Here is a 24,077-nt window from a genome sequence, read left to right as displayed (position 1 = left end):
TCCTCGCCGGCCGCGGGCCCCGCGGCGGGCGCCGGTGGGTCAGGACCAGTGGGTGGGGCGGGTCAGGGGGGTGGGGAGCTGGGTGTGCCGGTCGCCCTGGGCGGCGTTCAGTTGGGGCTGGGTGAGGAAGACGGCTCCTCGGAGGTCCGCCCCGCGCAGGTTCGCGTCGCGCAGGTCCGCCCCGATCAGGTCGGCCGTGCGGAGGTCGGCGCGGGAGAGGTCGGCGGCGATCAGGTAGGAGCCGCGGAGGTTGGCCCCGCGCAGGTTGGCCCCGGAGAGGCGGGCGCCCATGAGGTCCGCGCCCCGGTGGTTCTTTTTGCGGCCCGGGACCTTGGCGCGGACCAGCTCGCTGGTCTCCAGCAGCAGCGTGTTGATCCGTCCGCGCAGGGCCGCGACGTCCAGGGCGGCGAGGGCGCCGGCGTCGGCGCGCGTCCACTCCTGCGTCTCGGAGAGCAGGCGGCGCAGGCCGGGGTGGACCGGGGCCGCGTCGGGGAGGCCCAGTGCCTGGTCGATGTAGAAGAGCAGCTCGTGCAGCTGTCGCATCACCGGGAAGACGTCGAACATCTCCCCGCGGGTCTCGGGGTGCGTGCGCCAGTCGCGGCCTTCGAAGGTGACCTGGGAGACCTGCTGACCCGCGCCGAAGCAGTCGAAGACGGTGCAGCCCCGGAAGCCCTGGTCGCGCAGGCGGGTGTGGATGCCGCAGCGGAAGTCCTGTTGGAGGTTCTTGCAAGGGGTTCCGGCGGGCTTGTTCACGGCGAAGTCGTTGGACTTGGCGAACGGCAGGGCGACGCAGCAGAGCGCGAAGCAGTTCGCGCAGTCGGCTCGAAGGAGGGGCAGGCTCTCGGACACGCCTTCATTGTCGCCGGTCGGAGGCGGTCAGGCGCATCCAGTGGACGCTCCGGGGCACGCCGTCGACGACCGCGACGGCTTCGAGGGCTTCGAGGGTCTCCGTCGTGCGGAAGCCGGGCTTCTCGCAGACGCGCAGCGCCGCCGTGTCGTGGGTCCAGGCGCCGAGCCGGATCTCGGGCAGGGGGCTCGTCGGAGGCGAGGGAGACGGCGAGGGAGACGGCGAGTGAGGCGGGGTGTTCGCCCAGCCCCCGGGGCGATCAGGACGCGGCCCGGACGGCCGTCGGCGAGAGAGATGTGCCCGAGCGGATGCCGAGGGCGCAGCAGGCGCTGACCCGTGCCATCGGGTCGGTGCTGGTGGGGCTGGGGGTGGGGTTGGGATTCGCACGCTGAGCCTGCGCCGGGGTCTGGTGGCCGTGGTTACCAGTCGGTAGCGTGGCCTGTATGGGCGCTGCCGAGGGGTTCTTCGAACGACGTGATGCCGGGCGGTTCACCGCCACCGAGTACACGCGCGGGCCGTGGGACGCGCTCTCGCAGCACGCCGGTCCGCCGGCGGCGCTGCTCGGGCGGGCCGTCGAGGAGCGGCCGGGTGCGCGCGCGGACATGCGGATCGCCCGGATCACCTACGAGATCCTGCGCCCGGTGCCGATCGGCGAGCTGGAGGTCACCACCACCGTGCTGCGCTCCGGCCGCAGCACCGAAGTGGTCGAGGCCGCGATCGCCCCGGTGGGAGCCGCGGTGGGAGCCGCGCCCGTGATGCTGGCGCGGGCCCTGCGGATCCGGGTCGCGCAGGAGCCCGTGCCGGCCGTGGTGAGCGGGCCGCAGCTGCCGGCGCCCGGGGAGGTGGAGGTGACGCCGTTCTTCCCGGTGCCGTGGGAGACCGGCTACCACTCGGCCATGGAGACCCGGTTCACCGAGGGCGCCTTCGTCGAACCGGGCCCGGGTACGTGCTGGATGCGGATGAAGGTTCCGCTGATCGCCGGGGAGGAGACCCGGCCGCTGGACCGGGTGCTGATCGCGGCCGATTCGGGCAACGGGATCAGCGCGGTGATGGACTTCGGGTCCTATGTCTTCATCAACAGCGACTTGACCGTCCACCTGCACCGCCATCCGGTGGGCGAGTGGGCGTGCGTGCAGGCCCGTACGAGTGTGGACGCGGCCGGCATCGGTCTGGCGGACGCGCAGCTGCACGACGAGAAGGGCCCGATCGGGCGGAGCGCGCAGAGCCTGTTCGTGGCGCCGCGGTCCTAGCCGAGGTCCTGGCCGAGGTCCTGGCCGCGGCGCGGGGTTCCGGGGCCGGGGTCCGGGGTTCGGGGGCCGGTGGCCCGTCCTGGGGCGCCGGTTGCGTCAACCCGCCGCCGTGGAGCGGGAGTCGGTGTGGCAGGCTCGTGCGGATGGAGGCCCTGAGAGACGTCGACCCTGCGCAGATCGGGGCGCACGCGCTGCTGGCCCGGCTCGGTGCCGGGGGGATGGGGCAGGTGTACCTCGGGCGGTCGCCCGGTGGGCGCCTGGTCGCGGTGAAGGTGATCCGGGACGAGATCACCGGGCATCCGGAGGCGCTGGCCCGGTTCCGGCGCGAGGCCGAGACGGTGCGTGCGGTGCGGTCGGCGTACACGGCGAACCTGATCGACGCGTCGCTGGCGACGGCGCCCTACTGGCTGGCGACGGAGTACGTGGCGGGGCCGACGCTCGGTCATGCCGTGGCCGAGCGCGGGGGCCTGCCGGCGGACACCTGCCTGCGGCTGTTCGCCGCGCTGGCCGAGGGGCTGGCGAGCGTGCACGGGTACGGGGTGACGCACCGGGACCTGAAGCCGCAGAACGTCATCCTGGGCGCGCAGGGGCCGCAGCTCATCGACTTCGGTATCGCGAAGGCGGTAGGGGCCACCGCGCTCACCCAGGACGGACAGGCGCCGGGTACGCCCGGGTTCACCGCCCCGGAGGTGCTCGTCGGTGGCGGGACGGGCGACGGCCCGGCGGACGTCTTCGCCCTGGGCGCGACGATGGCGTACGCGGCGACCGGGCGTCCGCCGTTCGGTACGGGGGATCCGGCGACGGTGAGCTACCGGGCGGTGCACGAGCCCGTGGACCTGGCCGGGGTGGCGCCGGGTCTGGCGGCGCTGATCGGGGCGTGCGTGGCGAAGGACCCGGCCGAGCGCCCGGACCCGGCGGAGATCGTCCGCCGCTGCGGGGTGCGCGACGCGCTCGTGGACGACCCGGTGTACGCGGGGCTGGGGGCGCTGGGCGAGCCGGTGCCGGTGCACGAGATGCGGACGCAGGGGCCGGGTCTCTCGTACGGCTACACGCCGACCGATCACGCGGCCGTGGCCCAGGCCCACGCCCCGGCGCCGGCGAGGCGCGGGCGGGCGGGCGTGTGGGTGGCGGGCCTGGTGGTGGCCGCGTCTCTGTCGCTGGCCACCTGGAAGCTGGTCCCGTTCGGCGGGGAGGGCGGCGGGGAGAACGGTGGGGATGGCCGGGGGAAGGACGCCTCGGCCGGTCCCGCGGGCACGCCCGCCGGGAATCCGGGCGCGGGAGGCGTCGGCCCCGCGCCCTCCGTGTCCGGGGGCGCCCCCGGCAAGCCGCCCGCCGAGTACATCGAGGGCAACCAGATCTCGCGCTACTTCTGGCTGCCCTCCACCGATCCGGAGCGTGCGGCGCACGGCACCGGCGCGTGCAATCTGGGGACGGAGCAGAAGCCGCCGGGTGCGGACTTCCAGGCGGGCGCCGAGGTTTCGGGCAGGTCCGTCAAGATCAGCATGCGCGTGAAGTACGCCGAGAACAGCCCGGACAAACCCGATCCGTACTACGTTTCGGTGGCGGTCAGGTCCCCGCACGACCTCGACCCGCAGACCGGACGGCCCTTCCCGATGGACAACCGGTCCGTCGGCTTCACCAGCAAGCCCGTCGACATCTACAGCAAGTGGAAGACGGGTGAGTTCCTGACGCTCACGTACCCGGACGACTTCGCGGAGCACGTGAACGGCCGGACGTACCCCGGCGTGCCCCTGGCCAACGACCCCGGGGACTGGACGCTGGTCTTCTACCACGTCGAGGATGACCCCACGAAGTACGCGAGCATCCACTGCACCGGCTTCCAAGTGGGGTAGTAGGACATGCGACACGGGCGATTCGCACGTTGAAGTGACCGGGATGGGGGAGGGTTGACGGGTGCGCAGATTCTGGATGGCCGGCGGGATCGGGATCGGGCTGTGTCTGACGTTCGTGACGCTCCTCGTCGTGGGGACGTACTCGGCGGCGGCGGGCCTCGTGGGAGCGGGTGCCGGTGGCCGTGCCGTGGGCCTGACGAAGGGGGCCGTGCCCGCGAAGTACCAGGCACTGGTGGAGAAGTGGGGCAACCTGTGTCCGGCCATCAGCCCGCCGCTGCTCGCCGCGCAGCTGTACTCCGAGAGCGGCTGGAACCCGAGTGCCGTGAGCCCGGCGGACGCGCGGGGCATCGCGCAGTTCATTCCGGGCACCTGGGCAGGCCACGGAATCGACGGGGACGGTGACGGGGACCGGGACATCTGGGACCCGAACGACGCCATTCCCTCGGCCGCTTCGTACGACTGCACGCTGGCCAAAGACGTGCGGAGCGTGCCCGGCGACGCGACGGCGAACATGCTGGCCGCCTACAACGCCGGTGCCTACGCGGTCATCAAGTACGGGGGCGTGCCGCCGTACAAGGAGACCCAGGGGTACGTGAAGGCGATCACGACGCTGGCGAAGAGCTTTGAGCGGCCCGTGGGGCGGGTGGCGCCCTCGCAACAGGCGGCCGGGGCGATCTACTTCGCGCAGAAGCAGCTGGGCACGCCGTACCTGTGGGGTGGCAACGGTACGCCCGACCAGGGTGGGCGGTTCGACTGCTCGGGGTTGACCAAGGCCGCGTACGAGACGGTCGGGATCGAGCTGCCGCGTGTGGCCAACGACCAGTACAACGCCGGTCCGCATCCCTCGCGCGACGAACTCCTGCCCGGAGACCTGGTGTTCTTCTCCGATGATCTGACGAACTCTCGGGAAATCCGGCACGTCGGGCTCTACGTGGGCGGCGGATACATGATCAACGCGCCGTACACCGGGGCGGTCATCCGCTTCGACAGGATCGACACTCCCGACTACTTCGGCGCGACGCGTGTGACGAAGGACGGGGCGGCGTCCCTGCCGGTGCGGGCCGCGGCCGGGCGGCCGTCCTGAGGCGGCGCCTCGCAACTCTCCGTGATGCAAAGGCCCTGAGCTGCGACGACCAGTCACTCTTCGATAACGTTGCCGTGATCATTCGGTGGAGAGTGGAACCCGGCTGCCGGAACGGGCGTTCCATGAACGCGGGAGTTGATCAAGTGGGTGTCGAAGGGGCGCACGCCGGGCTGCGTCCGCAGGGGAACCACGGCAAGAGCAAGGGGCCGCGTCACCATGGCTGGACTCACAACAGGTGGGCCGAACGTGGATGTCAGCCTGCTGTACGAGGTCAACGGAGCGGCCCGGCGGGCCCCCTCGTGGCTGGACACCGCCGTGAGCCTGGCCGGTGAGTACGGGATCCTGCTGGCCCTGGTGCTGCTCGTGCTGTGGTGCTGGCGCGGCGCCCGGCGTCAGGACGAGACCGCCGCCGTCGAATCCTTCACCGCGCTCGTGTGGGCCCCGCTCGCCGCGGGCCTGGCCCTGCTCGTGAACGTACCCCTGCGTGAATTCGTGGGCCGGCAGCGGCCGTTCCGCCAGCACGAGGGGCTGCAGGTGCTCGACCCCGGCTGGGGCGTGGGGCTGGCGAACACCGAGTACTCCTTCGTCAGCGGCCATACCACCGCCGCGATGGCCCTGGGAGTGGGCCTGTTCGTGGCGAACCGGAAGTTCGGGATCGTGGGGATCGCGCTGGCCCTCGCGGAGGGCCTCTGCCGCGTCTACATGGGCCTCCACTACCCGACCGATGTGATCGGCGGGCTCGCGCTCGGCACCGCCGTGGCCCTGGTGCTCGCGCCGCTCGCGCTGGCAGTGCTCGACCCGCTGGTCCGGGCGGTCGCCGACTCCCCGCGCTTCGGGGGGCTCGTACGGGCCGGGGACCGGTCCAGGCCCCTGCCGGTCGACCTCGCACAGCCCCACAACCCTCCCGCAGGCCGGCGCACGCAGGACAACGACCTCGCCGCCTGACGGCCGCACCCCTGCGGGCGGGACCCGCCCACCCGGATCAGCCCGCCCCGTACGAGTCCCATACGGCGAGCAGTACGGCCGTCAGCAGGCACAGCGCGGCCACCCCGAAGCACAGCCGGACCGCCCGCGGGCGGGGGCGGGGCGTCACTGGTCACCCGTGTCCGTGCCGCCCTCGCGGCGGTAGCGCGAGCGCAGCCACAGTCCGGTGGCCAGGGCGGCGGCGGAGGTGAGCCCGATGGCCAGGGCCACGTCGGCCGGGCTGTCCGCCGAGCCCACGGGTCTGGCCCAGGCCGCGGCGGCCGGGGCGAACGCGATGAGCAGGGCCCAGAGAAGGGCCGCGAGGCGGGCTGCGGAACCTGGCATGAGTCAAGGGCATCCGCTGCGAAGCCCCCGGGCCAGCCGGGCCGTCCGAACGGGCGAGACACCCCTAAGGCATGTCCGGGTTCTCGTGGCCGGCCGCGTCCTTGCGGGCCAGGTCGCGGGAGCGGCGGGCCGGGCCCTTCCAGCCGCAGGAACAGGCGGCCAGGCAGAACGATCCGCGGTCGGCGGTGGAGGTGGTGTGGGCGGTCGGCGGCTGGGGCTGCGACTGCGACCGCGGTAGCGGTACGGCGTCGAGCGGAGGGACCGGGGTCGCGTCGATGTGCGGTTCCACTTCTCCACGGTACCCGGGGCCGGCGGCGGGTGGGGAGGGAGTGCCCCGTGACGGGAAACCCGGGGCCTCGTTATCCGGAACGGGTGGGGACCTCGGGCAAGCAGCTTTCATGCGTTGGGGGTTGGCAGGCGATGGTGGAACACCGGCACAGGCTGCTGCGCGGACGCGCGGCCGAGGTGGTGCTCGCCGCCGGAGTCACCCTGGCGGTCACGGCGACGGGCGGGTGCGCCGGCGGCGGGAGCGACGACCGGTCCCCGGCGGAAGCGGCCTCGGTGGTCCGCGGGGCCGCGGACGTCCTGACGCGCACGGGCAGCGCCCGCGCCCGTACGGCCATGGAGATGGCCACGGGTGGGACCCGGGTCACCATCCGCGGTGAGGGCGGCGTCGACTTCAAGAAGCGGATGGGGCAGCTCCTGGTGCTGCTGCCGGCCGACGTGAAGGGCGAGGACGAACACCGTCCCATCACCGAGCTCCTCGTACCCGGCGCGCTCTACATGAAGAACCGCGGCGCGGGCGTCCCCGCCGACAAGTGGGTGCGCATCGACACGACGACCCTCGCCGACGGGAACCTGGTCACCGGCGGGGCCACCGATCCGCTGATCGCGGCAGAGCTGCTGCGGGCCGCGCAGGAGGTGACGTACGTCGGGGAGACCGAGGTGGCGGGCACCAAGGTGCGGCACTACCGGGGGACCACCGACATCGGGCGGGCCGCGGTGAGCGCGTCGGCCGAGACGCGCGGGGCACTGGCGGCCGCGGCGAAAGGGTTCAGCAAGGACACGGTCCCCTTCGACGCCTACCTGGACGAGGAGGGGCGGCTGCGGAAGGTCAGGCACCGCTTCACCTACGTCAACAATGGCGTGATCGATGTGTCATCGACCACGCTGCTGTACGGATTCGGGACGCCGGTGACCGTCGTATTGCCCGCGAGTGGGGACATTTACGCCGGAAAGATCGCCGACTAGCGGGGCGGGCGGTCCGGGAGCGGCGCGATCGGGCCATGGCCGGGTATCCGGAAATGGTCCATCCGTGTCATGCGGCGGGAGGGGCGTCCTCCCTACGCTGAGAAGCCGGGCGCCGGCAAGTGGTGCGGCATGACCGATGACGGCCGGTGGCCGGTGGCAGATTGAGGTGACACGCGTGACTCCCGCAGGCGGTACGACGGTGCAGGACCACGTGGCGCTCGCCGAGATCGAACTGTGCGGCGAGCTGATCATCGCCGCGTCCGCGGCCGTCGAGGACCGGCTGAGCCTGGACCGCATCGACGAGGTCCTGCTGGGCCGCTAGCCGTGTCGGTCACGAGCCCCGCCGGCCGCCGGGCTGCCTGTGCCGCCCGACCGGCTGCCTGTGCTGCCCGCCCGGTCGCCTGTGCTGCCCGCCCGGTCGCCTGCCCCGCCCCACCGCCCGCCTGCCTGTGCCGCCGCCCGGCCGTCTGCGCCGCCTCGCCGGGCGTACGGGTGCCGCACCGGGCGTACGGGTGCCGCGCACCGGGCCCACGCCGTGCGGGCGGCTGCGGCGGGGCCGGGGGCTCAGGTGCGCAGGAGCCGCGCGATGGCCTTCGTGGCCTCCTCGACCTTGGCGTCGATCTCCGCCCCGCCCTTGACCGCCGCGTCGGCGACGCAGTGGCGCAGGTGCTCCTCCAGCAGCTGGAGTGCGAAGGACTGGAGCGCCTTCGTGCTCGCCGAGACCTGGGTGAGTATGTCGATGCAGTAGACGTCCTCGTCGACGAGACGCTGGAGGCCGCGGATCTGGCCCTCGATCCGGCGCAGCCGCTTGAGGTGCTCGTCCTTCTGGTGGTGGTAGCCGTGGACGGTCCCGCCTTCGTGGGAGGTGCCGGGGGTGGCCGCCGTCGCCGCCGTCGCCGCCGCGCCGGATCCGGCTCCGGGGCCCTCCGCCTCGATGGTCGTCATACGTCCTCCCGTGGTCCGGAGCGAGGGGGATGTATACCCCTCATGGGTATAGGATACCGGGCTTGCGCCCGAGGGGCGGGGGCCCGTGGTCCTCACTCTGCCTGATGGAGGACACTGGGGAACCGCCGGTTAGCCGTGGCCGGGGGATGCGCCTAGCATCAGCCTGACCGAATCCGATGCACCCCGAGGACCTCACGTGCGATTTCGTCTGACCCCCAGGGAGACGAGCTTCTACGACATGTTCGCCGCATCCGCGGACAACATCGTCACGGGCTCCAAGCTCCTTATGGAACTGCTCGGAGCGGACTCTTCCGCCCGGGTCGAGATCGCGGAACGGATGCGGGCGGCGGAGCACGCGGGGGACGACGCGACACACGCGATCTTCCACCAGCTGAACTCCTCCTTCATCACGCCGTTCGACCGTGAGGACATCTACTCCCTGGCGTCGTCGCTCGACGACATCATGGACTTCATGGAGGAGGCCGTCGACCTCGTCGTCCTCTACAACATCGAAGAACTGCCCAAGGGTGTCGAGCAGCAGATCGAGGTGCTGGCGCGGGCGGCCGAGCTGACCGCCGAGGCCATGCCGCACCTGCGGACGATGGACAACCTGACCGAGTACTGGATCGAGGTCAACCGCCTGGAGAACCAGGCCGACCAGATCCACCGCAAGCTGCTCGCGCACCTGTTCAACGGCAAGTACGACGCCATCGAGGTGCTGAAGCTGAAGCAGATCGTCGACGTGCTCGAAGAGGCGGCCGACGCGTTCGAGCACGTCGCGAACACGGTGGAGACCATCGCGGTCAAGGAGTCCTGAACCTCGTGGACACCTTCGCTCTGGTCGTGACCATCGGTGTCGCGCTCGGTTTCACGTATACGAACGGTTTTCACGACTCGGCGAACGCGATCGCGACCTCCGTCTCCACGCGGGCACTGACCCCGCGGGCGGCGCTCACGATGGCGGCCGTGATGAACCTCGCCGGCGCCTTCCTGGGCAGCGGGGTGGCCAAGACGGTCAGCAGCGGCCTGATCGAGACGCCCACGGGCTCCACGGGCATGTGGATCCTGTTCGCGGCGCTGGTCGGCGCGATCGCCTGGAACCTGATCACCTGGTACTTCGGCCTGCCCTCGTCCTCCTCGCACGCCCTCTTCGGCGGCATGGTGGGCGCGGCCCTGGCCGGGGGTACGGAGGTCATCTGGTCGGGCGTGGTCGACAAGGTCGTCATCCCGATGTTCGCCTCGCCGGTCGTCGGCCTCGTCGCCGGTTTCCTGGTGATGGTGGTCATCCTGTGGATGTTCCGCCGCGCCAACCCGCACAAGGCGAAGCACGGCTTCCGTATCGCCCAGACCGTCTCCGCGGCCGCCATGGCGCTCGGCCACGGCCTCCAGGACGCGCAGAAGACGATGGGCATCGTGGTGATGGCCCTGGTCATCGCCGATGTCCAGTCCGCCGACGACCCGATCCCGGTCTGGGTCAAGGTCGTGTGCGCGGTGATGCTGTCGCTGGGTACGTACGCGGGTGGCTGGCGCATCATGCGCACGCTCGGCCGCAAGATCATCGAGCTGGACCCGCCGCAGGGCTTCGCGGCGGAGACCACCGGCGCCTCGATCATGTTCGGCTCGGCGTACCTCTTCCACGCGCCGATCTCCACCACCCACGTGATCACCTCGGCGATCATGGGCGTGGGTGCGACGAAGCGCGTGAACGCGGTGCGCTGGGGTGTCGCCAAGAACATCATCCTGGGCTGGTTCATTACGATGCCGGCCGCGGCTCTGGTTGCGGCGATCAGTTTCTGGGTCGTGAACCTGGCCTTCGGCTAGGGCCGGCGATCGTCCCCTGCTGGAGGTCCGGGGGTCGTCCCCCGGGCTGCGCCCTTCGGCTGAGCGGTACGTGCCCGCGGAGCGCGCGTACGAAAGCGGGCCGGCTCCCCCCACCCAGGGGGAGCCGGCCCTCTTTTCTTTCTTCCGTCCCGCGGTGGCACCGCCATGCAGCACCGCGGGACGTCTCGCACATCTCTTTAGCCGAAGCGGCCCGAGATGTAGTCCTCGGTCGCCTGCACGGACGGGTTCGAGAAGATGCGGTCCGTGTCGTCGATCTCGATGAGCTTGCCGGGCTGGCCGACCGCCGCGAGGTTGAAGAAGGCGGTGCGGTCGGAGACGCGGGCGGCCTGCTGCATGTTGTGCGTCACGATGACGATCGTGAAGCGCTCCTTGAGCTCGCCGATCAGGTCCTCGATCGCCAGCGTGGAGATCGGGTCCAGGGCCGAGCAGGGCTCGTCCATCAGCAGGACCTCGGGCTCGACCGCGATGGCGCGGGCGATGCACAGACGCTGCTGCTGGCCGCCGGAGAGGCCGGAGCCCGGCTTGTTCAGGCGGTCCTTGACCTCGTTCCAGAGGTTGGCGCCCTTGAGGGAGCGCTCGACGATGTCGCCCAGCTCGGACTTCTTGAAGCTGCCGTTCAGCCGCAGGCCCGCCGCCACGTTGTCGAAGATCGACATGGTGGGGAAGGGGTTCGGGCGCTGGAAGACCATGCCGACCGTGCGGCGGACCGCGACGGGGTCCACGCCGGCGCCGTACAGGTTCTCGTCGTCCAGCATCACCTTGCCCTCGACGCGGCCGCCGGGGGTGACCTCGTGCATGCGGTTCAGGGTGCGCAGGAAGGTGGACTTGCCGCAGCCGGAGGGGCCGATGAAGGCCGTCACCGAGCGGGGTTCGACGGTCATCGAGATGTCGTCGATGGCCTTGTGGTTGCCGTAGAAGGCGGACAGTCCGCTGACGTCGATTCGCTTCGCCATGGGGGTCACTTCGCTTTCATACAGTCGCGTCAGCGACCGGTCTTCGGGGCCTTCCAGCGGGCGATGCCGCGGGCCACCAGATTGAGGATCATGACGAAGGCGATCAGGACGAGCGCTGCGGCCCATGCCCGGTCGTAGGAGGCTTCACTGCCGACCTTGTACTGCTCCCAAATGTAGAGGGGGAGCGAGGACTGGGCGCCTTCGAAGGGGTTGCCGTTGATCAGCTGGGAGCCGAAGACCAGCAGCATGATCGGGGCGGTCTCACCGGCGATGCGGGCGACGGCCAGCATCAGACCGGTGGAGATGCCGCCGATGGCGGTGGGGAGCACCACCTTGAGGATCACGCGCCACTTCGGCACACCGAGGGCCAGGGCGGCCTCGCGCAGCTCGTTCGGGACGAGCTTGAGCATCTCCTCGGTGGAGCGGACCACGACCGGCATCATCAGGATCGACAGGGCCATCGCGCCGGCGAAGCCGGAGGGGCCGAAGCCGAGCATCAGGTTCCAGGTCGTCAGGATGAACAGTCCCGCGACGATGGAGGGGATGCCGGTCATGACGTCGACGAAGAAGGTGACGGCCCGGGCGAGCTGGCCCTTGCCGTACTCGACCAGGTAGACGGCGGTCAGCAGGCCGATGGGGGCTGCGATCAGGGTGGCCAGGGCGATCTGCTCGATGGTGCCGAGCAGGGCGTGGTAGACGCCGCCGCCCTCGTCGAAGCTGGTCACACCGTTCATGGAGTGGCTGAGGAAGTAGCCGCTCAGCAGCTTGACGCCGCGGCTGATGGTGGTCCACATCAGCGAGAGCAGCGGGATGACCGCGAGGACGAAGCAGACCCACACGAGGGAGGTCGCGATGCGGTCCTTGGCCTGGCGCCGGTTCTCGATCACCGCGCTGGCGGCGTACGTGATGCCGATGAAGAGCAGGGCCGAGAGGAGCCCCCACTGGATCCTGCTGTGGAGGTCGAAGACGAGGCCGATGCCGCAGCCGAGGGCGATCGCGAGGACCGCGATGCCGGCCGGGGCCCAGCGGGGCAGGCCGCCTCGGGTGAGGCTGGTGGGAGCGGCGGACTTGGGGGCCCGGGTGGGCCGCTGGTCCTGGAGTGCGTGGCTCATCAGGCGTTCGCCCCCGAGAAGTCCTTGCGGCGAGCGATGATCAGGCGAGCTGCACCGTTGACCAGCAGGGTGAGCAGGAAGAGTACGAGGCCCGAGGCGATCAGGGCGTCACGGCCGAACTCGTTGGCCTCGTCGAACTTCGCGGCGATGTTCTGCGCGAAGGTGCCGCCGCCCGGGTTCAGGATGTGACCGGAGATGAGGAAGCTCGGCGACAGGACGGTGGCGACGGCCATGGTCTCGCCGAGGGCGCGGCCGAGGCCGAGCATCGAGGCGGAGATGACGCCGGAGCGGCCGAAGGGCAGCACGGACATCCGGATGACCTCCCAGCGGGTCGCGCCGAGGGCCAGGGCGGCCTCCTCGTTCATGCGCGGGACCTGGAGGAAGACCTCGCGGCTGACGCTGGTCACGATCGGCAGGATCATGATCGCGAGCAGGATGCCGACGGTGAAGAGGGAGCGTGCGACGCCGACCTGGGTCTTGTCGAAGACGTAGGTCCAGCCCAGGTACTCGTCGAGCCAGAGGTTCAGGCCGGCCAGCTGCGGGACGAGGAAGAGGGCGCCCCAGATGCCGTAGATGATCGACGGCACGGCGGCCAGCAGGTCGACCACGTAGGCGATCGGGGCGGCCAGCTTGCGCGGCGCGTAGTGCGAGATGAAGAGGGCGATACCGACGGCGATCGGAACCGCGATGACCATCGCGATGATCGAGCTGACGATGGTGCCGAAGAGCAGGACGGCGATGCCGAAGACGGGCGGGTTGGCCGACGCGTTCCAGTCGAAGGTGGTGAGGAAGTTCCCCTCGTTCTTCGACAGTGCGATCGAGGCGCGGTAGGTGAGGAAGGCGGCGATCGACGCCATGATCACCAGGAGCGTGATGCCGGAGCCCTTGGAGAGCCCGGCGAAGATCTTGTCACCGGCGCGGCCGGTGGACCCCTTGCTCGTGGAGACGGGCGGATCCGTGTCTATCTGGGTGGGTGTGGTGGAAGCCATGGTCTTTCCGGTCTGTGTGGGGGCAGGCCCCCTGGCGGCGGTGCACCGGATTCCCCCGGGTGGGAGGGGAAGGGGCTCCGGGGCCGGCCTCCCCGCGTCCCCGGACGGGGGAGGGAGGGGAGGACCGGCTCCTGGAGCTCAGGACTAGCTCAGCGAGTTGATGACCTCGCGGACCTTGGCGTTGATCTCGGCCGGGATCGGCGCGTAGCCGTTGTCGAGGAGGACCTTCTGGCCCGCGTCCGAGGCGGTGTAGTTCAGGAAAGACTTCACGGTCGGGAGCGTCTCGGCCTTGTTGCCCTTGTCGCAGACGACCTCGTAGGTCACCAGGACGAGCGGGTAGGCGCCCTCGGCCTTGGTGGTGTAGTCGAGCTTCAGCGCCAGGTCGGAGCCGGTGCCGGAGATCTTGGCGGCGGCGATGGCCTTGGAGGCGTTGTCGCCGGTGGCCGGGACCGGGGCGGCGGCGCCCGTGTTCAGGTCGACGGTCTTGATGCCCTGGGAGCTGGCGAAGGAGAGCTCGAAGTAGCCGATCGCGCCGTCGACCTGCTTGACCTGCGCGGCGACACCGGCGGAGCCGGAGGCGGCCTGGCCGCCCGGGGCGGCCCACTTCTTCGCGGGCTCGTGCGGCCAGGCGTCGGGGGCCGCGGCCTTGAGGTACTTGGTGACGTTCTCGGTGGTGCCCGAGTCGTCGGAGCGGTGGAAGGCCTGGATGGCGGTGGAGGGAAGCGTGACGCCGGGGTTCAGCTTCTTGATCGCCTCGTCGTCCCACTTCTTGATCTTGTCGTTGAAGATGTTGGCGATCGTGGCGGCGTCGAGGTTCAGCTTGTCCACGCCGGAGACGTTGAAGCCGAGGGCGACGGGGCCGCCGACCATCGGCAGGTTGACGCCCTGGCCGCCGGTGCAGATCTTCTTCGACTCCTCGACCTGCTCCGGCTTCAGCGCCGAGTCGGAGCCGGCGAACCCGACGGTGCCCTGGTTGAAGGCGACGATGCCCTCACCGGAGGAGGAGGACTTGTAGTTGACCTCGACGCCGGAGCAGGCGGCCATGTAGTTCTTGATCCACAGCTCGACCGCGTTCTTCTGCGCGGAGGAGCCGGAGGCCAGCAGCTTGCCCTTGGCGTCGTCGCACTTGACGTCGCCGGCGGCCGGAGCGGCGGCCTTGGTGGCGCCGTCGCCGGTCTTGGTGTTGTCGTCCGAGCCGCACGCCGTGAGGACCAGGGCGCCGGACACGACAAGCGCACCGAGGGCGGAGGTACGAAGCATGTTCTTGCGCTGAAGCTTCACTTTCGGATGTTCCTTCCAGAAGCCGCCGGCCGCTTTCCGTTCGTACCGGGCGGCGTGCGAAGAGGACTACTACGTCGGGTGCGCGGGCCGGCCGCCGCGTCTGCGGGCCGCCGTCTCCGTGCACGACCGAAATTAGGCAGAACAGGTGAAGCAGCCGACCGGCCCGAGTGAACGGATGGTGAACCGTGGCGGACGACCCGGTGTGTTCCGGCGCGTCCGCACGCAGGGGTCATCATCCGTTATCCCGCCGTTACCGCGGTGTGACCGCGGGCTCCCTCAGCCACAGGTGCTGGAAGTCCGCCCGGGCCGCCTCGACCTCGTGGCGCTGGTCGGCGTGCAGGACCCCTAAGGTGTAGGCCGTCGCCGGGGCGATGCGCGGGGTACGGGCCGCGGCGGCGGAGGCGGCGGCGGCCTCGGCGGCGTCACGGTGGCGGTCCAGGGCCGCGCCCGCGGCCGTCGGCCGGCTCACGTCCTCGCCGAGGACCTCCTGCGCGTACCGGTGGACCCGCAGCAGGCGGCGCACCTCGTGCCACAGGCCGTCGTGGTCCGCGTCGTACGGGCTCGGCGTCGTCCCGCGGGCACCGGTCGGCGGCAGCGCGGACACCGCGGCCGACAGTCGGGATTCGGCCATGGCCGCGAGGGGGACGAGGACCTCCCCGACCCGCCCGCGCGCCGCGACGGCGTCCAGCGGGACCTCGGAGGCCAGTACCGCCACCGCGTCCGCCACCGCGTGGAAGCGGGACGAGCCCAGCGCCTGGAGGGTGGCCGAGTGGGCGCGCGTACGGGCGAGGGTCAGCTGGCGGTCCAGCAGCGCGCCCGCACGCGCCGAGCCCACCGTCAGCGCACCGGCCGAGCCGCGCGGCGCCGGGAGAGCCGGGGACCCCGACAGCCGGTGCAGCGCGTCCGTGAGCCGGGCCAGCCGGGCGGCGTACGCGTGCTCGTCCGCCAGGGTCGAGGACAGCCACACCAGCTCGGTGCGCAGGCCGTCCGCCCAGGACGACTCGGTCACCACCCGGAACGTGGCCAGTGATCCGCTGATGCGGCGCGCGGCCCCCCGCAGGCTGCGCGCCGCGCCGCTGTTCTCCGCGGCGTCGGCCCCGCTCACGGCGCTCGGACTGTACTGGCGCATGGCGCGCAGGAACGCCATGGCCTGCGAACGCAGGTACGTGCCCAGCACGTCACCTGCGTCCGGCTCCCCGGCCTGCGGGTTACGGTTTTGCTGAGCCACGCCGGCGCCTCCGGGCGTCTATGAGCGTCTCCTGTACGTGCCGCAGCGGCTGGCCGTCCGCGTCCGTGCTGTGCCGTGTCCATTCACCGTCCGGGCCCAGGTGCCAGGAGGAGGTGGCGTCGGACATCCCGGTCTCCAGCATCCGGTCCAGTGCCGCGCGGTGGGCCGGGTCGGCGACCCTGACCAGTGCCTCGATACGGCGGTCGAGGTTGCGGTGCATCATGTCGGCGCTGCCGATCCACACCTCGGGCTCGCCGCCGTTGCCGAAGGCGAAGACCCGGGAGTGTTCGAGGAAGCGGCCGAGGACCGAACGGACCCGGATGTTGTCCGAGAGCCCGGGGACCCCCGGGCGCACCGCGCAGATGCCGCGCACCCAGATGTCGACGGGCACGCCCGCCTGGGAGGCCCGGTAGAGCGAGTCGATCAGGGCCTCGTCGACGATCGAGTTCATCTTCAGGCGCACGTACGCGGGGCGGCCGGCCTTGTGGTGGGCGGCCTCCTTGTCGATGCGCGCGATCAGTCCGTCGCGCAGCGAGCGGGGGGCCACCAGCAGCCGGCGGTAGGTCTCGCGGCGGGAGTAGCCGGACAGCCGGTTGAAGAGGTCGGAGAGGTCGGCGCCGACCTGCGGGTCTGCGGTGAGCAGGCCGAGGTCCTCGTAGAGCCGGGCGGTCTTGGGGTGGTAGTTGCCGGTGCCCACGTGGGAGTAGCGGCGCAGGGTGTCGCCCTCCTGGCGGACGACGAGCGACAGCTTGCAGTGGGTCTTGAGGCCGACGAGCCCGTAGACGACGTGGCAGCCGGACTCCTCCAGCTTGCGCGCCCACTTGATGTTGGCCTGTTCGTCGAAACGGGCCTTGATCTCGACGAGGACGAGGACCTGCTTGCCGGAGTCGGCGGCGTCGATCAGGGCGTCCACGATCGGGGAGTCGCCGGAGGTGCGGTAGAGGGTCTGCTTGATGGCGAGCACGTCCGGGTCGGCGGCGGCCTGCTCCAGGAAGGCCTGCACCGAGGTGGAGAAGGAGTCGTACGGGTGGTGCAGCAGCACGTCCCGCTCGCGCAGCGCGGCGAAGATGTCGGGGGCGTGCGCGGACTCGACCTCGGCGAGGTCGCGGTGGGTGCCGGCGACGAACTTCGGGTACTTCAGCTCCGGGATGTCCAGCGAGGCGATCCCGAAGAGGGCCGTCAGGTCGAGGGGCCCGGGCAGCGGGTACACCTCGGAGGCGTTGACGTTCAGCTCCTGCACGAGGAGGTCCAGGACGCCGGGGTCGATGGACTCCTCGACCTCCAGGCGCACGGGCGGGCCGAAGCGGCGCCGCATGAGTTCCTTCTCCAGGGCCTGGAGGAGGTTCTCGGCGTCGTCCTCCTCCACCTCCAGGTCCTCGTTGCGGGTCACGCGGAACATGTGGTGCGCGAGCACCTCCATGCCGGGGAACAGCTCCTCCAGGTGCGCCGCGATGACGTCCTCCAGCGGGACGTAGCGCTGCGGGGAGGCCTCCAGGAAGCGGGAGAGGATCGGCGGGACCTTGACCCGGGCGAAGTGGCGGTGGCCGCTGACGGGGTTGCGCACGACGACGGCCAGGTTGAGGGAGAGGCCGGAGATGTACGGGAAGGGGTGCGCGGGGTCCACGGCCAGCGGGGTCAGCACCGGGAAGATCTGGTTCCGGAACAGCGTGAAGAGGCGCGCCTGCTCCTTCTCGGTGAGGTCGGGCCAGCGGATCAGGTGGATGCCCTCCTCGGCCAGCGCCGGGGAGATGTCCTGCTGGAAGCAGGCGGCGTGGCGGGCCATGAGCTCGCGCGAGCGCGTCCAGATGAGGTCCAGCACCTCGCGGGGCTGCAGGCCGGAGGCCGATCGGGTGGCGACACCCGTTGCGATACGCCGTTTGAGGCCGGCCACGCGGACCATGAAGAACTCGTCGAGGTTGCTCGCGAAGATAGCCAGGAAGTTCGCGCGCTCCAGGAGCGGGGTCGTCGGGTCCTCGGCGAGCTCCAGCACCCGCTCGTTGAAGGCGAGCCAGCTGCGCTCCCGGTCGAGGAAGCGGTTCGGGGGGAGTTCCCCGCCGTCCTTGTCGTCGTAGGCGTCCAGGTCGGCGTCGAGGTCGGGGTCGAGGCCGAGGTGCGGGCGGTGCGCGGCGATGGAGCCTATGCGGGCGTGGGCCGCGGCGCCGGAGGCCCGGGCGCCTGCCGTGCCGGTGTCCTTGCCGGTGTCCTTGCCGGTGTCCTTGTCCGTGGGCTCGCCGGTGGCGGAGGCGGACGTGTGAGACGGGTGCTGTGCGGGGACCTCGGTGGGGCCGGCGCTGGGCTTGTGACTCATGACTCCATTCTTCCGCGCAAGCGGCAGGACAGGCGCGTCGGAGGTGTCTGCCGTCGGTCGGAGTCGGGGCTGCATTGGGGGAGAGTCGCAAGCGCGTCTGAATGCCCGGTGAATGGCGCATGGCTTCCCGGCTCCGGCTGGCGCACGAGTCCTTCCCGGGGGCGCTGGGTGTGGTGGGGGTCGGGGGGTGTGCGCGGGTGCGGCGCCGTCGCCGGGGCACTGCCCCCGGACCCCGCGCCTCAAACGCCGGCGAGGCTGATGGGGGCGGCGGGGCTGACGTGAGGCGGCGGGGTCGGGCGGGGCGGCTGGGCCTGGGGCTTGTGCGGGTCAGCTTTCCGTGCGGTACATCAGGTCGACCTCGTGGGTGGTGAAGCCGAGGCCCTCGTACACGGCGAGGGCCGCCGGGTTGTCGGCGTCCACGTAGAGCATGGCCGTCGGCAGGCCCTGGGCCGCCAGGTGCTGGAGGCCGATCGCGGTGAGGGCCTTGCCGAGCCCGCCGCCCTGGGCGCCCGGGAGGACGCCGACCACGTAGACCTCGCCGAGCCGTTCCGCCGCGTGGACCTTGGTCCAGTGGAAGCCGACGAGCTCGCCGTCGCGCTCGGCGAGGAAGAAGCCCTTGGCGTCGAACCAGGGCTGCGCGATGCGGTCGTCGAGGTCACGTTGGGTGAGCGAGCCCTGCTCGGGGTGGTGGGCGAAGGCGGCGGCGTTCGCCGCGAGCCAGGCCGCGTCGTCGGTGCCGGGCTGGAAGGCCCGCACCGTCACGCCCGGCGGGAGGACCGGCTCGGGGAGCGGGGCGCCCTCGGCGAGGGGCCGGCGCAGCTGGCGGAGCTCGCGGAAGAGGGTCAGGCCGAGCACCTGGGCGAGGTGCCGGGCGGCCGACTTCCCGCCGTGGGCCCACACCCGCAGCCGCTTGCCGGAGGCGGCCAGCAGGGCCATTCCCATCGCCCGGCCGTGGCCGCGGCCGCGCAGCGCCGGGTGCACGACGAGTTCGGCGGCCGGTGCCTCCACCGGGTCGGTGTCCTCCAGTTGCCCGTACGCGGCGAGCCGGCCGCCGTCGGTGAGCAGGAAGTGCCGGATGCCCGCGCGCGGTCCGCCGCGCAGCTGGAGCCTTCCCTGCTCGGACACGGCGGTGGTGCCGTCCGTGCGCGCCGCGTCCTCGATCAGGTCGAGGACGGCGTCGGCCTGTTCCCCCGTCAGCTCGTCGAGGGTCTCAATCTGCCGTCCCGGCTCCAGGGCCGCGCTTGCGTCAGTCATGGAACGAGCCTACGACCGTCCCGGCCGCCGAGCGCAGAGCGGGCGCGGGGTCGGTCCTTCTTCTGCGTGTAACCAACGCGATACCCGTTACCCCCTGGTAGAGCTACGCGCGTTGACCATAGGCTTCGGCGGACCTCCCGAGCAGTATCGCTGTCCACAAAGGGGACCACATGTCAGCGACGCCACAACGGCACCGCCGAACCCGCCGGTTGACCTTCACCGCCCTCGCCGTCACGGCCGGGGCCGGCGCGATGGTCGCCGCCGCACTGCCGGCCGGAGCCGCGAGTGGTGGCGGTGCGGCCAAGAGCCGGACCGTCGATGTACAGATGCTGTCGTTCAACGACTTCCACGGCACCCTGGAGCCCCCGCAGGGCTCCTCCGGCAACGTGACCGAGCGTCAGGCCGACGGCACCACCAAGGCCATACCCGCGGGCGGGGTCGAGTACCTCGCGACCGCCCTCCGCGAGGCCCGCAAGGGCCACGAGTACTCCGTCACCGCAGCGGCCGGCGACATGATCGGCGGCAGCCCGATGCTGTCCGGTCTCTTCCACGACGAGCCGAGCATCGAGGCGCTGAACAAGCTGGGGCTGAACGTCTCCAGCGTCGGCAACCACGAGTTCGACGAGGGCAGGAACGAGCTGCGCCGCATGGCGTACGGCGGCTGCCACCCGGTCGAGGGCTGCTACGAGTTCGGCAAGGAGTTCACGGGCTCGACCTTCCGGTACCTCGCCGCGAACGTCACCGACGAGAAGACCAAGCGCCCCCTGATGTCGCCCACCTACGTGTGGAAGAAGGGCGACGTGAAGATCGGCTTCATCGGCGTCACCCTGGAGGGCACTCCGGACGTCGTGACCGCCGAGGGCGTCAAGGGCCTCAAGTTCGGCGACGAGATCGAGACGATCAACAAGTACGCCGCCGAGCTGAACAAGCAGGGCGTGAAGTCGATCGTCGCGCTGATCCACGAGGGCGGTCTGCCCGCGAGCGGCGCGTACAACTACGACTGTGACGTCCCGGGCGCCGGCGCCGGCATCTCGGGCGCGATCGTGGACATCGCCAAGAACGTCGACGCCAAGGTCGACGCGCTGGTCACGGGCCACACGCACCAGGCCTACGCCTGCAACATCCCCGACCCGGCGGGCAACCCGCGCGCGGTGACCTCGGCGGCCTCCATCGGCCGGCTGTTCACGGACACCACGCTCACCTACGACCGGAAGACCAAGGACATCGTCCGTACGCCGGTCACCTCCCCCAAGCCGGTCAACAAGGTCGTCACCCGGGACCAGCCCAAGGCCCCGGACATGACCGAGCTGATCCAGCGCTGGAGCGCCCTGGCGGCCCCGATCGCCAACCGCCCGCAGGGCTTCATCTCGGCCGACATCCCGGGCCGCGGCTCGGCGGAGCCCGAGAAGCCGCTCGGCGACCTGATCGCCGACGCCCAGCTGGAGGCGCTCGCCCCGGCGGACAAGGGCGGCGCGCAGCTGGCCCTGATGAACCCGGGCGGTATCCGCTCGGACCTCGCCTACAAGGCCTCGGGGGCCGAGGGCGACGGCGTGGTGACCTACGGCGAGTCCTTCACGGTCCAGCCGTTCAACAACATGATGAACGTGGTGGACCTGACCGGCGCGCAGCTGATCACCGCGCTCCAGCAGCAGGTCAGCGGCCCGGTCAACGGGGTCAGCCCGAAGATCCTGCAGGTGTCGAAGGGCTTCACCTACACCCTCGACATGACGAAGGCCGGCGCCGACCGCATCGTCGTGGACTCGGTCCGGCTGAACGGTGAGGCGATCGACCCCGCCAGGACCTACCGGGTCGCGATGAACGAGTTCCTCGCGGGCGGCGGTGACGGCTTCACCGTCCTGAAGGAGCACAAGAACAAGCTGGTGGGCGCGTCCGACCTGGACTGCTTCAACGCCTACCTGACGAACAACTCCTCGGAGTCCTCGCCGATCGCCCCGCCGGTGGCGAACCGGATCACCGTCATCAAGTAGTACGCGCGTACAGCACGCCCGGAGGGGGCGGTGGGCCGACCGGCCCGCCGCCCCCTCCGGCGTTCGCCCCGCACCCCCGTGGCGGGGAGGCAGCCTCAACCCGCAGGTGCACGCCTTCGTCGACGGCGGGGAGATGGCCGGCCGGACCGGGCTCGGCATCGTCCCCATCGACTTCCCGAACACCCGCTCCGGCCTGGTCGCCTCACTGATCAGGCACAACTGACGGACCGGCCGGAGGACCGGCCGACGGGTCGACCGAAGGGTCGACCGACGGCTCGGACGGCGGCGGGGTCGGCGCCCCCGGGATACGCAGCACCGCCTCCGTGCCCGGACCGCCGTCCGTCGCCGCCCGCAGCTCGGCGCTGCCGCCCGCGCGGGCCGCCGTACGGGCGACGATCGACAGGCCCAGCCCGCTGCCGGGCAGGGCGCGGGCCGAGGGGGACCGCCAGAACCGCTCGAAGACGTGCGGCAGGTCCTCGGCCGGGATGCCCGGCCCGTGGTCCCGTACGGTCAGCTCGCCCGCCCGCAGCGTCACCTCCACCAAACCGCCCGGCGGGCTGAACTTCACCGCGTTGTCCAGGACGTTGACCACCGCCCGCTCCAGCGCCGCCGCCTCGCTGCGCACATACCAGGGCTCCAGGTCCGAGGCGAACACCAGCTCCGGGCCGCGCAGCCGGGCCCGGGACAGCGCGGCAGCGGCGATCTCGTGCAGGGCGACCACACCGAGCGGGCCGGGAGAGGCCGCGTCCGGCCGGGACAGCTCCTGCAGGTCCCCGATCAGCGAGGCCAGTTCCGTCATCTGCGCCTTGACCGAGGCCAGCAGCTCCCGCCGGTCGTCGGGCGGAATGGCCCGGCCGGTCTCCTCGCTGCGCGCGAGGAGCTCGATGTTGGTGCGCAGCGAGGTCAGCGGCGTGCGCAGCTCGTGTCCGGCGTCCGCGATCAGCTGGGCCTGCCGCTCCTGGGAGGAGGCCAGGGCCGCGGTCATCGAGTTGAACGAGCGCGACAGGCGGGCGATCTCGTCGTCGCCCTCGTCCGGGATCCGTACCGTCAGGTCCTCGGTGCGGGCGATGTGTTCCACGGCGTCGGTCAGCTCGTCCACGGGCCGCAGTCCCGTCCGGGCCACCCACAGGCCGGCCGCGCCGGCGCCGACCACTCCGACGCCGCAGACCAGGAGCAGCACCCAGGCCAGTGTGGACAGGGGCTTGTCGATGTCGGCGAGCGGCTTGGCCACGGTCAGCGCGGCCGCCCGCCCGTCGAGCAGGGCGGGCTGGGTGTAGACGCGCACCGCCACCCCGTCGGAGGTGGTCGCGTCGTAGAGGGCGGCCCCGCGCCGCCGCTGGGCGACCTCCAGGTCGATGGCGCTGATCCGCAGGGTGCTGCGGCCGTCGATCCAGCAGTGGCTGCCGTCCGGCCGCACGATCTGCACCTGGGCGCTGAGGTTGTTGGCGGGCCGCTCCGGGAGCGCGCCGGTGACGGACACGCAGCCGATGGAGCGGTAGACCTGATTGGCCTGCGCCTCGGCGTTGGTGGCGCGCAGCGCGCTGTCCAGCTGGTCGCGCAGCTGGGTGCGGACCATCACCCAGGACACCGCGGCCACGCCCGCCACGGCCAGCGCCACCGCCACCGTGACCAGCAGGGCCAGCCGGGAGCGCAGCGGCAGCGCGCGGAAGCGGGCGAGCGGGTTCACTCGGGCCCGCCCTCGCCGGCGCGCAGCACGTAGCCCACCCCGCGCACGGTGTGGACCAGGCGCGGCTCGCCGCCCGCCTCGGTCTTGCGGCGCAGGTACATCACGTACACGTCCAGGGAGTTGGAGCTGGGCTCGAAGTCGAATCCCCAGACGGTCTTGAGGATCTGCTCACGGGTCAGGACCTGGCGGGGGTGCGCGAGGAACATCTCCAGCAGCGTGAACTCGGTACGGGTCAGCTCCACCGGGCGCCCGGACCGGGTGACCTCGCGGGTCGCGAGGTCCATGCGCAGGTCGCCGAAGGTCAGGACGTCCTCGGGGGCCCCGCCGCCCGCCTGCGGGGCGGCGTAGGAGCTGCGCCGCAGCAGGGCGCGGACGCGGGCGAAGAGCTCGTCGAGCTCGAACGGTTTGACGAGGTAGTCGTCGGCGCCCGCGTCGAGGCCGGTGACGCGGTCGCCGACGGTGTCGCGGGCGGTGAGCATCAGGATCGGCGTGGTGCTGCCGGAAGCGCGCAGCCGGCGGGCCGCCGTGAGCCCGTCCATCCGCGGCATCTGGATGTCCAGCACGATCAGGCCGGGAGCGTACGAGGCCGCCTTGTCGAGGGCGTCGAGCCCGTCGACGGCGGTCTGCACGGCGTACCCCTCGAAGGCGAGGCTGCGGCGCAGGGCCTCGCGTACGGCCGGTTCGTCGTCGACGACGAGGATCCGCGCTTCGCCTTCGGCGGGGTTCATGGATGGGTCTCCCAGGTGTGGTGGCCGGCTGCGGGGTCCGCCGGTCGACGGCGTCTCCAGCGTCGCACGGCGGGCTAGTAGGGCTTGGTCAGGTTGGTGTTGTTGGTGCGTGTCCTGTGGGTGCGGTGTGTCGTTGAGGGCATGTGACGCCGGAGGAAATGGCATGTGT

The 24,077-nt window shown here is 71.4% G+C and carries 22 protein-coding genes and 1 pseudogene; 10 read left to right on the top strand and 13 right to left on the bottom strand.

Going from position 1 to position 24,077, the window contains the following annotated elements; all coding sequences use genetic code 11:
- Positions 1-39: 39 nt before the first annotated feature.
- Positions 40-849 (bottom strand): pentapeptide repeat-containing protein, encoded by an 810-nt coding sequence (locus ACIPXC_RS32100; RefSeq protein WP_401625167.1) that lies wholly within the window; start codon positions 847-849, stop codon positions 40-42.
- A 441-nt stretch (positions 850-1,290) separates the two neighbouring features.
- Here ACIPXC_RS32100 and ACIPXC_RS32095 point away from each other — a divergent pair, with 441 nt between their 5' ends.
- The 4 genes from ACIPXC_RS32095 (at position 1,291) to ACIPXC_RS32080 (ending at position 5,979) form a co-directional block, all read left to right on the top strand.
- Positions 1,291-2,097 carry a thioesterase family protein gene (locus ACIPXC_RS32095; protein ID WP_401625164.1) on the top strand — a complete coding sequence of 269 codons (807 nt, stop codon included), beginning with the start codon at positions 1,291-1,293 and terminating at the stop codon, positions 2,095-2,097.
- A gap of 143 nt (positions 2,098-2,240) precedes the next feature.
- Positions 2,241-3,950 carry a serine/threonine-protein kinase gene (locus ACIPXC_RS32090; RefSeq protein WP_401625161.1) on the top strand — a complete coding sequence of 570 codons (1,710 nt, stop codon included), beginning with the start codon at positions 2,241-2,243 and terminating at the stop codon, positions 3,948-3,950.
- Positions 3,951-4,026: 76 nt separating this feature from the next.
- Positions 4,027-5,034, top strand: coding sequence for an NlpC/P60 family protein (locus ACIPXC_RS32085; RefSeq protein WP_401625198.1), 1,008 nt, complete (start codon positions 4,027-4,029; stop codon positions 5,032-5,034).
- A 216-nt stretch (positions 5,035-5,250) separates the two neighbouring features.
- Positions 5,251-5,979 (top strand): phosphatase PAP2 family protein, encoded by a 729-nt coding sequence (locus tag ACIPXC_RS32080; protein WP_401625158.1) that lies wholly within the window; start codon positions 5,251-5,253, stop codon positions 5,977-5,979.
- 144 nt (positions 5,980-6,123) lie between these two features.
- Here the strand turns inward: ACIPXC_RS32080 and ACIPXC_RS32075 are convergent, their stop codons facing one another.
- The gene (locus ACIPXC_RS32075) at positions 6,124-6,342 is read right to left on the bottom strand and encodes a hypothetical protein (protein ID WP_401625155.1); all 219 of its coding nucleotides are present in this window, start codon (positions 6,340-6,342) and stop codon (positions 6,124-6,126) included.
- Between the two features lie 64 nt (positions 6,343-6,406).
- Complete coding sequence (locus ACIPXC_RS32070; protein ID WP_401625152.1) at positions 6,407-6,631, bottom strand: hypothetical protein; 225 nt, start codon at positions 6,629-6,631, stop codon at positions 6,407-6,409.
- A gap of 131 nt (positions 6,632-6,762) precedes the next feature.
- Here ACIPXC_RS32070 and ACIPXC_RS32065 point away from each other — a divergent pair, with 131 nt between their 5' ends.
- Entirely contained in the window at positions 6,763-7,593 is an 831-nt protein-coding gene (locus ACIPXC_RS32065; RefSeq protein ID WP_401625149.1) for a hypothetical protein, read from the top strand.
- A 136-nt stretch (positions 7,594-7,729) separates the two neighbouring features.
- Positions 7,730-7,915, top strand: coding sequence for a hypothetical protein (locus ACIPXC_RS32060; protein ID WP_401625146.1), 186 nt, complete (start codon positions 7,730-7,732; stop codon positions 7,913-7,915).
- A 242-nt stretch (positions 7,916-8,157) separates the two neighbouring features.
- On the opposite strand, the gene ACIPXC_RS32055 is transcribed toward ACIPXC_RS32060, so the two are convergent.
- Positions 8,158-8,538 (bottom strand): metal-sensitive transcriptional regulator, encoded by a 381-nt coding sequence (locus tag ACIPXC_RS32055; RefSeq protein ID WP_401625143.1) that lies wholly within the window; start codon positions 8,536-8,538, stop codon positions 8,158-8,160.
- A gap of 196 nt (positions 8,539-8,734) precedes the next feature.
- Here ACIPXC_RS32055 and ACIPXC_RS32050 point away from each other — a divergent pair, with 196 nt between their 5' ends.
- Both ACIPXC_RS32050 and ACIPXC_RS32045 read left to right on the top strand, forming a co-directional pair.
- Positions 8,735-9,355 carry a DUF47 domain-containing protein gene (locus tag ACIPXC_RS32050; protein WP_401625140.1) on the top strand — a complete coding sequence of 207 codons (621 nt, stop codon included), beginning with the start codon at positions 8,735-8,737 and terminating at the stop codon, positions 9,353-9,355.
- A gap of 5 nt (positions 9,356-9,360) precedes the next feature.
- Positions 9,361-10,359 (top strand): anion permease, encoded by a 999-nt coding sequence (locus tag ACIPXC_RS32045; protein ID WP_401625137.1) that lies wholly within the window; start codon positions 9,361-9,363, stop codon positions 10,357-10,359.
- A 197-nt stretch (positions 10,360-10,556) separates the two neighbouring features.
- On the opposite strand, the gene pstB is transcribed toward ACIPXC_RS32045, so the two are convergent.
- The 7 genes from pstB to mshD all read right to left on the bottom strand — a co-directional run bounded on the left by pstB (position 10,557) and on the right by mshD (position 19,505).
- Positions 10,557-11,333 (bottom strand): phosphate ABC transporter ATP-binding protein PstB, encoded by a 777-nt coding sequence (pstB, locus tag ACIPXC_RS32040; RefSeq protein WP_401625134.1) that lies wholly within the window; start codon positions 11,331-11,333, stop codon positions 10,557-10,559.
- 29 nt (positions 11,334-11,362) lie between these two features.
- Positions 11,363-12,445, bottom strand: a complete 1,083-nt coding sequence (pstA, locus tag ACIPXC_RS32035) for a phosphate ABC transporter permease PstA (protein WP_401625132.1) — start codon at positions 12,443-12,445, stop codon at positions 11,363-11,365.
- On the bottom strand, positions 12,445-13,434 hold the full coding sequence (gene pstC / locus ACIPXC_RS32030) for a phosphate ABC transporter permease subunit PstC (RefSeq protein ID WP_401625129.1): 990 nt from the start codon (positions 13,432-13,434) through the stop codon (positions 12,445-12,447). The genes pstA and pstC overlap by 1 nt, the downstream gene beginning before the upstream one ends.
- Before the next feature lie 144 nt (positions 13,435-13,578).
- The gene (gene pstS, locus ACIPXC_RS32025) at positions 13,579-14,715 is read right to left on the bottom strand and encodes a phosphate ABC transporter substrate-binding protein PstS (RefSeq protein WP_401625126.1); all 1,137 of its coding nucleotides are present in this window, start codon (positions 14,713-14,715) and stop codon (positions 13,579-13,581) included.
- A gap of 250 nt (positions 14,716-14,965) precedes the next feature.
- Positions 14,966-15,943 (bottom strand): CHAD domain-containing protein, encoded by a 978-nt coding sequence (locus ACIPXC_RS32020; protein ID WP_401625123.1) that lies wholly within the window; start codon positions 15,941-15,943, stop codon positions 14,966-14,968.
- Entirely contained in the window at positions 15,924-18,251 is a 2,328-nt protein-coding gene (locus tag ACIPXC_RS32015; RefSeq protein WP_401625120.1) for an RNA degradosome polyphosphate kinase, read from the bottom strand. The genes ACIPXC_RS32020 and ACIPXC_RS32015 overlap by 20 nt, the downstream gene beginning before the upstream one ends.
- Positions 18,252-18,578: 327 nt before the next feature.
- Entirely contained in the window at positions 18,579-19,505 is a 927-nt protein-coding gene (gene mshD / locus ACIPXC_RS32010) for a mycothiol synthase (protein ID WP_401625117.1), read from the bottom strand.
- 170 nt (positions 19,506-19,675) lie between these two features.
- Here mshD and ACIPXC_RS32005 point away from each other — a divergent pair, with 170 nt between their 5' ends.
- Both ACIPXC_RS32005 and ACIPXC_RS32000 read left to right on the top strand, forming a co-directional pair.
- A complete protein-coding gene (locus ACIPXC_RS32005; protein ID WP_401625114.1) occupies positions 19,676-21,493 on the top strand; it encodes a bifunctional metallophosphatase/5'-nucleotidase in 1,818 nt (605 codons plus the stop codon).
- A gap of 88 nt (positions 21,494-21,581) precedes the next feature.
- Positions 21,582-21,716 (top strand): annotated as a pseudogene (locus ACIPXC_RS32000) (phospholipase); the annotation flags it as partial.
- On the opposite strand, the gene ACIPXC_RS31995 reads toward ACIPXC_RS32000, so the two are convergent.
- Together ACIPXC_RS31995 and ACIPXC_RS31990 are read right to left on the bottom strand one after the other, a co-directional pair.
- Positions 21,696-23,180, bottom strand: a complete 1,485-nt coding sequence (locus ACIPXC_RS31995; RefSeq protein WP_401625111.1) for a sensor histidine kinase — start codon at positions 23,178-23,180, stop codon at positions 21,696-21,698. The pseudogene ACIPXC_RS32000 and the gene ACIPXC_RS31995 sit on opposite strands and share 21 nt — an antisense overlap.
- On the bottom strand, positions 23,177-23,908 hold the full coding sequence (locus ACIPXC_RS31990) for a response regulator transcription factor (RefSeq protein ID WP_386462455.1): 732 nt from the start codon (positions 23,906-23,908) through the stop codon (positions 23,177-23,179). Before ACIPXC_RS31990 ends, ACIPXC_RS31995 begins: the two co-directional genes overlap by 4 nt.
- Positions 23,909-24,077: the final 169 nt, after the last annotated feature.

The sequence above is a fragment of the Streptomyces sp. NPDC090021 genome (genome assembly GCF_044748225.1).
Taxonomy (GTDB): domain Bacteria; phylum Actinomycetota; class Actinomycetes; order Streptomycetales; family Streptomycetaceae; genus Streptomyces.
Note: the sequence above shows the minus strand (reverse complement) of the source record. Positions and strands in the feature narration are given on the sequence as shown.

What these genes read in the sequence shown, in the direction of transcription:
- ACIPXC_RS32095 (WP_401625164.1), top strand. Translation starts at nt 1,291, where the DNA reads ATGGGCGCTGCCGAGGGGTTCTTCGAACGACGTGATGCCGGGCGGTTC.
- ACIPXC_RS32090 (WP_401625161.1), top strand. Translation starts at nt 2,241, where the DNA reads ATGGAGGCCCTGAGAGACGTCGACCCTGCGCAGATCGGGGCGCACGCG.
- ACIPXC_RS32085 (WP_401625198.1), top strand. Translation starts at nt 4,027, where the DNA reads ATGGCCGGCGGGATCGGGATCGGGCTGTGTCTGACGTTCGTGACGCTC.
- ACIPXC_RS32080 (WP_401625158.1), top strand. Translation starts at nt 5,251, where the DNA reads ATGGCTGGACTCACAACAGGTGGGCCGAACGTGGATGTCAGCCTGCTG.
- ACIPXC_RS32075 (WP_401625155.1), bottom strand. Translation starts at nt 6,342, where the DNA reads ATGCCAGGTTCCGCAGCCCGCCTCGCGGCCCTTCTCTGGGCCCTGCTC.
- ACIPXC_RS32065 (WP_401625149.1), top strand. Translation starts at nt 6,763, where the DNA reads ATGGTGGAACACCGGCACAGGCTGCTGCGCGGACGCGCGGCCGAGGTG.
- ACIPXC_RS32060 (WP_401625146.1), top strand. Translation starts at nt 7,730, where the DNA reads ATGACGGCCGGTGGCCGGTGGCAGATTGAGGTGACACGCGTGACTCCC.
- ACIPXC_RS32055 (WP_401625143.1), bottom strand. Translation starts at nt 8,538, where the DNA reads ATGACGACCATCGAGGCGGAGGGCCCCGGAGCCGGATCCGGCGCGGCG.
- pstB (WP_401625134.1), bottom strand. Translation starts at nt 11,333, where the DNA reads ATGGCGAAGCGAATCGACGTCAGCGGACTGTCCGCCTTCTACGGCAAC.
- pstA (WP_401625132.1), bottom strand. Translation starts at nt 12,445, where the DNA reads ATGAGCCACGCACTCCAGGACCAGCGGCCCACCCGGGCCCCCAAGTCC.
- pstC (WP_401625129.1), bottom strand. Translation starts at nt 13,434, where the DNA reads ATGGCTTCCACCACACCCACCCAGATAGACACGGATCCGCCCGTCTCC.
- ACIPXC_RS32015 (WP_401625120.1), bottom strand. Translation starts at nt 18,251, where the DNA reads ATGAGTCACAAGCCCAGCGCCGGCCCCACCGAGGTCCCCGCACAGCAC.
- mshD (WP_401625117.1), bottom strand. Translation starts at nt 19,505, where the DNA reads ATGACTGACGCAAGCGCGGCCCTGGAGCCGGGACGGCAGATTGAGACC.
- ACIPXC_RS32005 (WP_401625114.1), top strand. Translation starts at nt 19,676, where the DNA reads ATGTCAGCGACGCCACAACGGCACCGCCGAACCCGCCGGTTGACCTTC.
- ACIPXC_RS31990 (WP_386462455.1), bottom strand. Translation starts at nt 23,908, where the DNA reads ATGAACCCCGCCGAAGGCGAAGCGCGGATCCTCGTCGTCGACGACGAA.